General features: G+C 54.4%; 10 protein-coding genes and 2 pseudogenes. 7 read left to right on the forward strand and 5 right to left on the reverse strand.

Annotated features, from left to right (window positions below):
* Positions 1-82 precede the first annotated feature (82 nt).
* From A8990_RS24815 to A8990_RS24830, 4 genes and pseudogenes are all read left to right on the forward strand, one after another.
* Entirely contained in the window at positions 83-1507 is a 1425-nt protein-coding gene (locus tag A8990_RS24815; protein ID WP_116191727.1) for an ABC transporter substrate-binding protein, read from the forward strand.
* Positions 1508-1606: 99 nt separating this feature from the next.
* Positions 1607-2509: a carbohydrate ABC transporter permease gene (locus A8990_RS24820; protein ID WP_116191738.1), complete on the forward strand. Its 903-nt coding sequence runs from the start codon at positions 1607-1609 to the stop codon at positions 2507-2509.
* Between the two features lie 15 nt (positions 2510-2524).
* The gene (locus A8990_RS24825) at positions 2525-3370 is read left to right on the forward strand and encodes a carbohydrate ABC transporter permease (RefSeq protein WP_116191728.1); all 846 of its coding nucleotides are present in this window, start codon (positions 2525-2527) and stop codon (positions 3368-3370) included.
* 190 nt (positions 3371-3560) lie between these two features.
* A pseudogene (locus A8990_RS24830) lies at positions 3561-4786 on the forward strand (FAD-dependent oxidoreductase).
* Between the two features lie 66 nt (positions 4787-4852).
* On the opposite strand, the gene A8990_RS24835 reads toward A8990_RS24830, so the two are convergent.
* From A8990_RS24835 to A8990_RS31710, 5 genes are all read right to left on the reverse strand, one after another.
* Positions 4853-5716: an SDR family oxidoreductase gene (locus A8990_RS24835; protein WP_116191729.1), complete on the reverse strand. Its 864-nt coding sequence runs from the start codon at positions 5714-5716 to the stop codon at positions 4853-4855.
* 145 nt (positions 5717-5861) lie between these two features.
* Entirely contained in the window at positions 5862-6275 is a 414-nt protein-coding gene (locus tag A8990_RS24840) for an Rrf2 family transcriptional regulator (RefSeq protein WP_116191739.1), read from the reverse strand.
* A gap of 113 nt (positions 6276-6388) precedes the next feature.
* Positions 6389-8287 (reverse strand): ABC transporter ATP-binding protein, encoded by a 1899-nt coding sequence (locus tag A8990_RS24845; RefSeq protein WP_116191730.1) that lies wholly within the window; start codon positions 8285-8287, stop codon positions 6389-6391.
* Complete coding sequence (locus A8990_RS24850; protein ID WP_116191731.1) at positions 8253-10046, reverse strand: ABC transporter ATP-binding protein; 1794 nt, start codon at positions 10044-10046, stop codon at positions 8253-8255. Before A8990_RS24850 ends, A8990_RS24845 begins: the two co-directional genes overlap by 35 nt.
* A 3-nt stretch (positions 10047-10049) precedes the next feature.
* Positions 10050-10403: a hypothetical protein gene (locus A8990_RS31710; RefSeq protein ID WP_181909769.1), complete on the reverse strand. Its 354-nt coding sequence runs from the start codon at positions 10401-10403 to the stop codon at positions 10050-10052.
* Between the two features lie 194 nt (positions 10404-10597).
* Between A8990_RS31710 and A8990_RS24860 the strand changes: the two genes are divergently transcribed.
* From A8990_RS24860 to A8990_RS24870, 3 genes and pseudogenes are all read left to right on the forward strand, one after another.
* Complete coding sequence (locus A8990_RS24860; RefSeq protein WP_116191732.1) at positions 10598-11047, forward strand: carboxymuconolactone decarboxylase family protein; 450 nt, start codon at positions 10598-10600, stop codon at positions 11045-11047.
* A gap of 133 nt (positions 11048-11180) precedes the next feature.
* Positions 11181-12110, forward strand: a complete 930-nt coding sequence (locus A8990_RS24865; protein ID WP_245996197.1) for a sigma-70 family RNA polymerase sigma factor — start codon at positions 11181-11183, stop codon at positions 12108-12110.
* Between the two features lie 797 nt (positions 12111-12907).
* A pseudogene (locus tag A8990_RS24870) lies at positions 12908-13097 on the forward strand (IS4 family transposase); the annotation flags it as partial.

Here is a 13097-nt window from a genome sequence, read left to right on the forward strand (position 1 = left end):
GATATTCAATAGTGAGATGCACCCTCCCAGCGCTATCATACGGATAGAGCTTTACAAAACCATTTGGGAGGGTGTGCAACACATGATTCTAAAGAACAAGCTGGCTACACTCAGTCTTGCAACTGTACTCGCTGTCGTGCCTCTGACAGGCTGCGGTTCCTCGAGCGACAACGACAATTCATCCAACCAAACGAATGCATCGACGAATGCGTCGACAAACACAAACACATCTACGAACACATCAACGAATACGTCGACCGATGCAACAACGAACAACTCCTCAACGACAGACAATGCTGCAACAGCTACGAAGCTGACCGGCGACTTCGAAATCCAATACTTCGTCGGCGGTTACGGCGACAAGTGGTGGAAGAAGGTTATCGCCGACTTCAAAGCAGCTAACCCTGACCTCAATATCAAAGAGCTTGCCGGCCCGAAAATCAACGATCAAACGAAACCCCGCTGGATCGGCGGCACCCCGCCTGACTTCGTCTACATCGACGGCCCTGGCTTGAACGACCGCCAAATGGTCGAGGACGGTCAGCTTGAAGATTTGACCGAGTGGCTGAAAACAGCGAAGAACGTTGACGGCGAACTTATCACGGACCTGCTGGCACAACCGGCTCAACAATACGACGGCAAGACGTACAACATTCCGCTCGTTCTGAACTCATGGGGCGTGTTCTGGGATAAGGCGCTCTTCAAGGAGAAAGGCTGGACGGAGCCGCAAGACTTCGATCAGTTCCTGCAAGTCAGCGACCAAATCAAAGGAGCCGGCATCACGCCATTCATCCATACCGGTAAATACCCGTACTACATCAACGGCGCAATCTTGCTGCCAGCGATCGTATCGGAGAACAACAACGATACAAGCATCCTGCAGGATATGGGCAATTCCAAAGTTGAAGCGTTCCAGAAGCCGGCTGTTCTTGCGGCTCTGAACAAGATCGTCGCGCTGCGCGACAAAGGCTTTATCGACAAAGCGTCGATCCAAATCAACCACACGGATTCGCAAATGCTGTTCCTGCAGCACAAAGACGCGTTCATCCCGAACGGTCTGTGGCTGCCGAACGAAATGTCCAAGGATATCCCAGGCGGCTTCGACTTCGGCTTCATTCCGTCCGTCACGCAAGGCGCAGGCGGCAAGGTCGTAGCGAATACGTCCACATCAACGGTTGCCATCGCGAAGAACGCGAAGAACAAAGACGCGGCGAAAGCGTTCATGCAGTTCATCTTCTCGAAAGCTCAGGCATCGCAATGGGCGGAGCTGAGCGGCGCGCCTTCCAACATCAAAGGCGACATCAGCGCTTCCAATGCACCGAGCTTCGTTAAAGACGCAGCGAAATACCTGACAGATGCGAACACCGTCGTGATCCCAACGATCACGTTCAATGCGGACGTAGACAAAGCGATGCAGGATGCGACTGATGCCCTTACAATCGGCAAAATCACGCCGGAAGAGTGGGTAAAACGCGTAACTGACGTAGCAGCTAAAGTAAAGCAATAATCGGCACATAGGTTCAGCAACCGAATGATGATCAGGGCTTTCCCGTAAAAAGTCCCTGGTCATCATTCGCACTTTGATTGGGGAAGGACGGTGGGGGGCGTGAAGTCGGGCTCGTCCAAGCTGCAGCGTAATATCTTTATCGCGTCATTCATCATTCCGACGTTCGTATTCTATTGTATCTTTACCGTATATCCGGTCATTAAGGGACTTTACTACTCCATGTTCGACTGGTCGGGCATGTCGCAGAACAAAGAGTTTGTCGGCTTCCGCAACTTCAAAGACCTGTTTCATGATCCAATCATCTGGAAAGCGATCGGCAACGATTACTTCCTCGTCGTAGGGAAAGTGATCGGCATCATGGTGATCGCGACCTTCTTCGCGGTGGCGCTGACACGCTTCAACTTTAAGCTGGCAGGCTTCCTCCGGTCGGTTTATTTTATCCCGAACATTCTTTCAGTCGTCGTTATCGGTGTCCTCTGGAATTTCATATATAACCCGCAAATCGGCTTCCTGAACGGATTTCTGTCCTTGTTCACGAAGGAGAAGGTCAGCATTACGTGGCTCGGCTTCACCAGCCATACGATCTGGATGCTGCTCCCTCCCGCGATCTGGGCGGGTATCGGCTTCTATATGATTCTCCTCATCGCGGCTATCCAGAACATCCCGGACTCGCTCTACGAAGCATCCGAGCTGGAAGGCGCGGGTCAGTGGCAGCAGTTCAGGAAGATTACGGTCCCGCTCATCTGGGAGCAGATGAAGGTGTCGATTCTGAATATCATGATGACGACGCTGAACGGCTCGTTCGTCATCGTCTGGATCATGACGCAGGGCGGTCCGGACAATTCCACGCAGGTTATGGGCTCGTATTTGTACCAAATGGCATTCCAGCAATATCACTTCGGTTACGGAGCGTCGATCGGCGTCCTGATTCTCGTCTTGTCGCTGATTACGACGGTCGTGCTGCAGCGTCTGCTTCGTCACGAAACCGTGGAATTGGGCTGAGGAGGTTAATCAATTATGAACGTAGGCATCCGCAACCCTGTCGCGAAAGGCTTCTTCTACTTACTGCTTCTCATATGGGCCGTTTCGGTTATTTATCCGTTAATATGGACGCTGCTCGACTCTCTGAAGGACAATGAACAGTTCTTCATCCATGCGCCGTGGTCGCTTCCCGACTTCCCGCTGCTCTGGTCGAACTTCAGCTATGTGTGGAGCAAATATAATTTCAATACGTATTTCGTCAACTCGCTTGTCGTCACGGTCGGCTCGACGCTGCTCGGCCTGATTCTCTCCGCCATGACGGCTTACGTGCTGGCACGTTACAAATTCAGAGGCAGCAACTTCCTTTACTTGCTGTATATCGCTTCGATGATGATCCCGTTCATTCTGGCGCTCATCCCGCTGTTCTTCCTGATGAACTCGATGCATCTCATCAATACGAAGCTTGGCCTGATCCTTGTTTATTCGTCCAGCTTGCTGGCGTTCGGCATCTTCGTGCTTGTCGGCTTCTTCAAGTCGCTGCCGAAGGAGCTCGAGGAATCGGCAACGATTGACGGCGCTTCGCATTTCGGCACGTTCTTCCGGATTATGCTGCCGCTGTCCCAGCCGGGCCTCATCACGGTCGCTATTATCAACGTGTTGAACATCTGGAACGAGTACGTGGTCGGTACGATCATCGTGAACGATCCGACGCAGTACACGCTTCCGATCGAAATCGCGGTCATGCAGCAGGAGATGCAGTACCGTACGGAGTGGGGTCCGCTGTTCGCAGCGCTGCTCGTTACCATCGTGCCGGTTCTCATCATGTACATCCTGTTCCAACGCAAAATCGCCAGCGGCATTACGGCTGGTGCCGTGAAATAAAGTGAGTGAGACATGGAAACCCCTTGATTGCTGCGGCCCCGAGCTGTAGTAGCCGAGGGGTTTTTCGCTGTTCATAATCCGTTCATCGTTGTTCATATTCGGTTCATGACCTCGTGGCAAGATAAGCACATCGAGAACAACAACATCAACAATAACAACACATTCTTATCAATCACGCGGAGCTGACCCTATGGTACACGATAAAACGAATGAACAACCGAAGATTGCTATTATTGGCGGAGGACCAGGCGGACTGACACTGGCACTCATTCTGCAAAAGCACGGGCTTGCGTCCACGATCTATGAGCGTGAAGCGTTAGATGCGAATGCGTCGCGAGGCGGCTCGCTAGACATTCATGAGGATTCCGGTCAATGGGCGCTGAAGGAGGCTGGACTGCTGGAGCAGTTCCACGCTCTGGCACGTTATGAGGGCGAGGATTTCCGGCTGTTCGATAAGCGCGGAACGATCTATATGGATGATGTCGCCGACGCCGAAGTATCGGTGGGCGGACGCCCGGAGATCGACCGCGGCACGCTTTGCGACCTGCTGCTTGATGCGTTGGACCCTGGCATATCGGCCATTCGCTATGGCCACAAGCTGCTGGAGGCCGTTCCGCTCGCGGATGGGCGGCATGAGCTGCACTTCGAGAACGGCCATAACGTTAAGGCCGATCTCGTCATCGGCGCAGACGGTGCATTCTCCCGCGTTCGCCCGCTGCTCACGGACGCTGCGGCAGCTTACAGCGGACTTACCATGATCGAGCTGCATGTGAATGCCGCTGAGCATCCCGAAGTCGCGCGTTCAATGCGCGCGGCAAAATGTTCGCCTTGGACGACCACAAGGCGATTCTCGGTCAGCTGAACGGAGACGGCCGCATTAAAGTATACGCCTCCTTCCGCGCGGAACGGGACTGGCTCGATACATGCGGCATCCCGTTCGATCAGCCAGAGGAAGCGAAGCGGCAGCTGCGGCAGCTGTTCGAAGATTGGAACGAGCAGCTGCAGGATTACATCCGCTGCGCGGACGATGTCGTGCTGCCAAGGCGCATCTATATGCTGCCGGTCGGACTGCAGCGGGAGAGCAAGCCGGGCGTGACGCTCATCGGCGACGCGGCGCATTTGATGTCTCCTTTTGCAGGGGAAGGCGTGAACCTCGCAATGAAGGATGCCGCAACATTGGCGCTCGCTGTGGTGCGGCATGTCGGCGGCGGCGGTAGCGATGGCGGCAGTGTTGACTACAGTGCTACTGCTGGGCTTGCAGCTGCGATTCAGGAATACGAGGCAGAGATGTACGAGTACTCGTCCGAATCGGTTCAAGCATCCGATGATAATCTCAAGCTTGTCTTTGCCGAAAATGCGGCGATTAACCTGAAAAACCTGTTTGATCAGCTTCATCAGCAGCTAGCTGAGCGCTAATAGAAAAACCTTAGCTTAGGCGGAGCACATCCGCATACGCTAAGGTTTTCTTCGTAATAAGAAGTCTTATGAGAGCTTGCTGAGGACTTGCTGCAGCGCATCTTGGATCGGCGTGAGCGGACGACCAAGCAATGCCTCGAAGTCATTGCTTTCCACTTCCAGCGAGCCTGCGCGAATGCCTTGCTGAATGCCGACCACGATCGGGATAGCGAAGTCCGGCACGCCGACACTCTTCATGATTCCCGCATATGCCTCATCATCCACCTGCTGAACGGCAACTTCCTTGCCTAGAACCGCGCCGAGTGCAGTCGCCAGCTCTTCTTGCGTCAGCAGCTTGCCGGACAGCTCATACGTCTTGTTCTCATGCCCTTCGCCTGCAAGTACAGCCGCTGCCGCTTGCGCATATTCTTGATGCAGCGCCCAGCCGACTTTGCCGGAGCCTGCGGACGTCACCCATGGCGCGCCTGCTTTCACGCCTTGAATGCTGCCAACCTCGTTCTCCAGGTACCAGTTGTTGCGCAGGAACGCGTAAGGGATACCCGTCTCGCGGATCGCTTGCTCTGCCGCTTGGTGCGGAGGCGCGAACAGGATCTGGCTGTCGGCAGCACCAGCCAAGCTCGTGTATGCGATGAAGCCGACTCCGGCACGAGCAGCCGCTTCTATTGCATTCACATGCTGGCGAATCCGCGTTTCCGTATCGCCATCCGTCGAGATAATCAGGATACGGTCGATGCCTGCGAAAGCCGCATCAAGCGTCTCTGGCTGGCCGAAATCACCGTAACGGACGTCGATGCCTTGCGCCCGCAGCCCCTCTGCCTTCTCCGTATTCCGGACACTGACCGCGACCTGGCTGGCCGGTACCGTCTTCAGCAATTCCTCGACCACTTCCGCGCCAAGCTTCCCTGTTGCACCTGTCACTAACATTTTCATTTTCGTTTTCCTCCTCAAATTTGTTGTAGCTATTATTGTTATAACTTAAACAGTTACAACCTTGGTATAAAATAAAGGTTCCTAGGCAAAACCGTTTTGTTCGCGAATCTCGCTCGCGAAACCGTTTTGTGCCCTTTAAGAACCTTTACTTAAACTTCTCAAGCAGCTGCGCAATCGTGGTCTGCGCGAGCCTCTGCTCCATCAGCGCCTGCGCCTCCGCAAGCTCATCTTGAAGCACCTGCTCAATATTCCGACCAACGGAACACTCGATCTTCGAGTGCTCATGAATGCGAAACAGCTGGTTATTCTCCGTCACGCCCACGGCATGATACACATCGAGCAGCGTAATATCCGCCGGGTCTTTCAGCAAGGCAGCACCGCCAACGCCTGGCTTAACCTCGACCAGACCGGCTTTCTTCAGCATCCCCATAATCCGCCGAATGACGACCGGATTCGTGTTGACGCTCCCTGCGATATAGTCACCTGTACAATCTGGCGTAACGGCGATTAGAGAAATTGTATGAACCGCAATTGAAAACCGCGTACTAATCTGCTTCACTTTAACCACCACCGTTGTAACCATTGTAGTTACTTCTCGCAAGGATGTCAACATCGCACTCTAGAGGGCTTTTACGCGGGCATTTACTATTTTACAGGCTTTTCACAACACTTTTAGCCGGTCTGCTCCTGAGCCGCCCATTGATTGTGAACCAGCCCCGCGTAAAATCCGTTCAACTGGAGCAGCTCCTCATGCGAGCCCTGCTCAATAATTTCCCCGCCGTTCACGACCAGTATGCTGTCTGCCTCCCGAATCGTGCTAAGCCTGTGCGCGATAACGAAGCTCGTCCTCCCTTTCATCAGCGACTTCATCGCCTCCTGAATATGAAGCTCTGTCCGCGTATCTACGCTGCTCGTCGCCTCATCCAGAATGAGAATTGCCGGGTTCGCCAGCACTGCGCGGGCGATGGTGAGCAGCTGTTTTTGCCCTTGGCTGAGGTTGCTGCCATCCGCACTCAAGTCCGTATCGTAGCCTTTCGGCAGTCTTCGAATGAACGTGTCCGCATTCGCGTGTCTAGCCGCTGCCTCCACTTCCTGATCGGTGGCATCGAGGCGTCCGTAGCGGATATTTTCGCGGATCGTCCCTGAAAATACGTAAGCATCCTGCAGCACGAGCCCGATTTGCTGCCTAAGCTCCTGTTTGCTGAATTGCTGAATGTCCCTGCCGTCAATCCGAATCTGCCCTGACCCGATCTCGTAGAAACGGGTCAACAGATTGATCACCGTCGTCTTGCCCGCGCCTGTCGGTCCGACTAGTGCAATCATCTGTCCGGGAGAGGCCTCAAGCGATAGCTGCTTCAGCACAGGCACGTCCGGCTTGTAGCCGAAGGTTACTCGATCGAACACGACCTCGCCTCGTATTGGAAGACTCCGGTTCAGCCATTCTTCGCGATCATCATACATCTCCGGCTCCAACTCCAGCACCTCGAACACGCGCTCGGCCCCGGCTACCGCGGACTGGAACAAGTTATATTGATTGGCGAGCTGATTGATCGGTTGGCTGAACTGTGTGGAATAGTTAAGAAAGCTGACAATAACTCCTATCGTAATCAAGTCATGATAGGCAAAGAGGCCGCCGCACACTGCAATGATCACAAACGTAATATTCCGCATCGTGTTCATCATCGGTCCCATCGATCCGGACAGGCTCTGAGCCTTGATGCTGACCGCCCGCAGCTTCTCGTTAATGTCGCGGAACTGCTCCGTCGACGTAGCCTCCCGCCCGAACACCTTAACGACTTTCAGACCGGATATCATCTCTTGCACGAAGCTGTTCACTTCGCCAAGATGCCGCTGCTGCTGGGAGAAATAATGCCGGGTGTACTTCGTAATTCGCTTCGTAATAAACGCAATGAGCGGTACAGTCAGTATCGTAATCAACGTCATCCAGCCGCTGAGCACGAACATCATGACGATACTGCCGACCAGCATCAGCACGCCTGAGATCAGCTGAACGACCGTCTGATTAAGCGTGTTCGAGACGTTGGCGATATCGTTGGTCGCCCGGCTCATCAGCTCGCCGTGCGTCTTCTGGTCGAAGAACGGAACCGGCAGCCGTTGATAATGCTTCATAATGTCCCGGCGCATGTCGCGGACCGTGTTCTGCGACAGGCTCGAAGCCGAGTACTGCTGAATCCAAGTAAATATCGCCCCAAGCAAATAGACGCCTAACAACAGCATGCCCATTCGCATAAATCCGTCGTAATGACGGGGGACAACGTAGTTATCGACCATTTTGCCGATCATATAGGGACCTAGCAAAGCGAGGCCAGAGGTGATCACCGTGCTCAGCACAACGGTAATCAGAGACTGACGCTGCAGCGCCAAGTAACTGCCGATCCTCCGCAGCGTACCTGCCGTATTCTTCGACCTTACCTTCCCCGGACCTCCGAGGAGCGGCCCATGACCTTGGCGAAAGCCCATTTGGTCAAAATTCGCCGCCGGCGCAGGAGCCTGATTCCCGCTAGCTGGGCTCCCGTTAGCTGAACGAGATGGGTTGCTGTTTCTGGGCATGTGCCATGACCTCCTCTTTGCCGAATTGGGACCGGTAAATATCTTGATACACTTCGCATGCAGCGAGCAATTCCTCGTGGGTGCCGCTGCCGGCAATCCTGCCAGCGTCAAGCACGACGATTCGATGCGCCCCGGCCACAGACGTAATGCGCTGCGCAATGATGAACGTCACCGTGTCCTTCATAATGGCTGTCAGCGCCTCGCGAAGCTTCCGTTCGGTGCCAAGATCAAGCGCGCTCGCGCTGTCATCCATGATAAGTATAGGCGGTTTAATGAGAAGCGCCCGCGCAATCGAGAGCCGCTGCTTCTGCCCGCCGGATATATTAACGCCCTTCTGGCCGAGCTGCGTCTCGTATCCATCCGGCAGCTTCTCGATGAAGTCATGCGCCTGTGCAATTCGCGCTGCCGCCTCAATATCCGCTTGCGACGCGTCCGGCTTGCCGAAAGCGATGTTGTCGCCAATCGTACCCGTGAAGAGGAACGATTCCTGCAGCATCATGCCGATACTCCGGCGGAGCTTCGTGAGCGGCAGATCTCTTATATCCCGGCCATCGATCTGAATCGACCCCGATGTGACGTCGTACAGACGCGGAATGAGCTGAACAAGCGAGGATTTGCCTGATCCGGTGGCACCGATAATGGCGATTGTCTCGCCGCGGCGAGCCTCCAAGTTGATATCCTGCAGCACGAGATCCCCGGCAGCCGCAGATCCGTTGTAGGAGAACGCAACTCCGCTCAGCTTTACTTGTTGAACCGGAAGCATTGCCGTTGCTTTTTCGTGTTCCACTTTGCTCGACGGTGCGTCTTCAATCTTCGATTTCGTCTCCAGCACTTCATGGATACGCTTCGCCGATACATTCGCCTGCGAAACATTCATGAGCAGTCCGCTGACCATCAATAAGGACGAGAGCACCTGAATGACATAGTTGATAAAAGCAACCAGTTCCCCCACCTGCACGGACCCTTGCGTCACTAAATCCTGACCGCCGTATAGCAGAATCGCTACGAGGCAGCCGTTCATGATGAAGGTGACGATCGGGGCATTCAGGGCGATGAAGCGTGCCGCTTGAATCGAAATATCCGTGTAATCGCGGTTAACCGCCTCGAAACGCTTCGTTTCATAGCCGGATCTGACGAACGCTTTGATAACCCGGATACCTGCGACATTTTCCTGAATGCGCGTGTTCACAGCATCGAGCCTCGTCTGAACGGCTGCGAACAGCTTGGATGAGAATCGGATAAGGACAACAAGTACGAGGCTCAGTGCCACCAGCGTTCCTAGCAAAATAAGTCCGAGCCGCATGTTCATCAGCAGCGCCATGACGACACTGCCAATCAGCAGGCTCGGCGCACGAACAAGGCCCTGCAGCGCGATTTGGAGCAGGTTCTGCACCTGGACGACGTCGCTCGTCATGCGAGTGATCAGCGAGCCTGACTTCAGCTGATCGACATTGTCGAAGGAGAACGTCTGCACCTTCTTGAACAGCGCTTCGCGGATATCAGCGCCGAAGTTCTGCGAGGCGCGACTTGCGAACAGGTTGCAGCCAACGCCCGTAATGAGCGACAGCAAGGCCACGACAGCCATGAGGATACCGGTCTTCTCAATGACCGAGAAGTCGCGTTCGACGACGCCGAAATTGACAATATGAGCAGCTAACCGTGGCTGCAGCAGGTCGAAGAACACTTCGCCGAGCATGAAGAGCGGACCGAGCAGGACGAATTTCCAATACGGCTTAATGTAAGCTCTTAACTCCCACATGCGTTAGCTATCCCCTTCATCGCCAGCCTCGGCAGGCGGGATTGGTGGTGGCGGCGGCTCAGATGGGGATGATTCCAGCTCGTGAATCTCGAAATGCTGGGCGTATTCGTCTATAACCGCTTCGAGTGCTTTCAACTCGCCAAGCACAGTCGGTCTTATATCTTGAAACTCAGGCGCATCAAGCTGCCGCAGCAATGTTGCGCGTTTCACTTGGAGCCGCTGCAGAAACTCGAGTGCCCGTCCGCGGCGGAATGTTTGCGCACCATGATGATGATGCTTGCCATGTCCGGGTCCTCCGTGACCGCCTCGGCCTCCACGACCTCCGCGACCTTCATGACCTTCATGTTCGTGTCTCATCGTTTACACGCCCTTTCTTATGTGCATACATTTGTATACAACCACTATATGCTCACTGTATACAATTGTATGCACTCCTGTCAATTTTAAAAAAAGTTTCTCCGCCCTGTCACAAATCCGGCCCTCCAATTGTCTTAGACAGCGAAAGAACGAAAGCTTAGGCAAAACAATAAACCTAATGGAGGTATATATCGATGAAATTAAGAATGAACCACATGAACGCGAACCGCGCCGGCTTCCAAGCGATGCTGAATTTGGAGGAAGCAGCGAAGAAAATGGGGCTTGATCCTGTCCTGTATGAGCTGATCAAGATTAGAGCTTCCCAGATCAACGGCTGCTCCTTCTGCCTCGACATGCATGTGACGGATCTTCGCAAAATGGGCGAATCCGAGCAGCGCCTCGCTCTGATTACGGTTTGGAGGGAGACGCCGATCTTCACAGAGCGCGAGCGTGCGGCGCTTGCGCTGACTGAGGCGGTCACTGTGATCTCTGCTGGCGGCGTGTCGCAAGAGCTGTATGACGAAGTGAGCGAGCATTTCAGCGAAAGCGAAATCGTATCGCTAGTCATGGCGATCAACGCAATCAACTGCTGGAACCGAATGGCGATTACGACAGGCATGTTCCCAGGCTGCTACGAAGCATAAGTTCGTGTTATAAGCACAAGCCACCCGAGACTCGGGTGGCTTTATTGGTCTTGCATTGCTAGAATGAGGTCAATATGATGAGTTCAAATGAGATGAATTCAAATGAGACGACCTAAGAAAGGGACGATCCGCCATGACGATGAACGAAGCAGCGCCTCAAGTTTCGGCACAGGCCGGGGCTCAGGTCGAGCAGCTCTACCGCGAGTATAAACCTTTGCTCACTTCCGTCGCCTATCGGATGCTCGGCTCGATGAGCGAGGCTGAGGATGCGGTGCAGGACGTGTTTGTCGCCGTCAGCAAGCAAGACAGCGGCTATGCCGTGCAGCATCCGAAAGCCTATCTCGTGAAGCTGGTCACGAATCGCGCGCTCAACATGATGAAGGCTGCGCCGCGCAAGCGTGAGAGCTACCCCGGCCAGTGGCTGCCGGAGCCGATTATCGAGCTGGGCGGCGAAGGCTCCGAAGCGCCGCTCGATCGGATCGTCCGCGACGAGCGCCTCGGCTACGCCATGCTCGTGCTGCTGCAGATGTGCACGCCGCCGGAGCGCGCGGTGTTCGTGCTGCGGGAGTCGTTCGGCTACGACTATGCCGACATCGCCGCGATGCTCGACAAGTCCGAAGCCGCCTGCCGCAAAATCTACAGCCGGGCCGCTGCCAAGATCGGCCACCGGCCGGCCGTGGAGGACGAGACCGCGCTCGACGCATCGATCAAGCGGTTCGTCCAATCGTTCACGCAGGCGCTCGACACCGGCAAGCTCGAGAGCTTCATTCATCTGCTCACAGAGGATGCGGTCATGCTCAGCGACGGCGGGGGCGTCGTCAGATCGGCGATCAATCCGATCACAGGCCGCCACCGGATCGAAGCCTTCCTCCGCGGCATAGCGGGCAAAGGCTCGCTCAAAGGCGAGCTTCGCGAGGCTACGATCAGCGGACAGCGCGCCGTGCTGCTGGTCCGCGAGGGCCGCTCGCCGTACGCGATTATTTTCGAGCCGGACGAGGAGCTCGGCGCGATCCGGGCGATCTATATGGTCACCAACCCGGAGAAGCTGCGGCGGATTTTTTGAATTGGACGGTGAGAGAGGGAAAACCCTCTCTCACCGTCGCGCGTAGCGGCGTGATGCGATGCCGTTCGTTGCGATAGACGCTCGCCGACTAAGGAACCCCACAGACGTTATTCAGCGCAAAATGACCTCCTAGAAACTCTAAGGAACCTCAGGAACGCTATTTGGCGATTTTGGAGGCAAATTCGTGCCGATCGGGCCAAATAAGGTCACTTGGGTTCCTTAGAAGTTGAGCGAAGAGCAATTTTCGAACGAATAAGCGCTGTGGGGTTCCTTAGAGTACTGGTGGGTGAGCGGCGGGACTGTTGGGATTGTTAGTTGAGTAAATATAGTGGTTGATGCGTTGTTGGCGATTCCAAATGGGAGCTTTCGGCTTCAGTATGGCAGCGTAACCAGCTAGTTCAGCGTTTGAGTGAGCCAATTCGGGGCTCTCAGTATCAGAAACACACGAAATGGGCGGCGAGAGAGCCAAACGGATCTTTCAGCGTCGGCGCGGCAGCTAACTAGCAAGTTCGGCATCTGAGTGAGCTAATTTGGAGCTTTCAGCACCAGAAACACACGAAATGGGCGGCGAGAGAGCCAAACGGGATCTCTCAGCGTCGGCGCGGCAACCGACACAAGAAAAGGGCACCTCAACGGGCAATGTCATTAAGTTAAGGTGTTGAACCAAATATCTATGCAAAGGAGCAGGTTATCGAAAGATAGCCTGCTCCTTTTTTGCGTGAAAAAGAGTAAAAGAACTTGACAAGCAGTTGAAAATGTGTGGCGAAGCCCCTTGAAAAAACGAGGAGGTTTCGCCCATGAATACGTACGCGAATTCACTAAAACAAAAGCTGACATCCCTTATTCAAGAAATGTCAGCCGCACCAGCACTGTATGTCAAAAACCCCGAAAAAGACTTTACGCGAAAGAAAAAGTTACCCTTTGAAACGGTTATGCAGCTCCTGATCTCAATGGGCGGAAACAGCCTATACAAGGAGCTCTTGGAGG

Source organism: Paenibacillus taihuensis (assembly GCF_003386535.1).
Taxonomy (GTDB): Bacteria; Bacillota; Bacilli; order Paenibacillales; family Paenibacillaceae; genus Paenibacillus_Z; species Paenibacillus_Z taihuensis.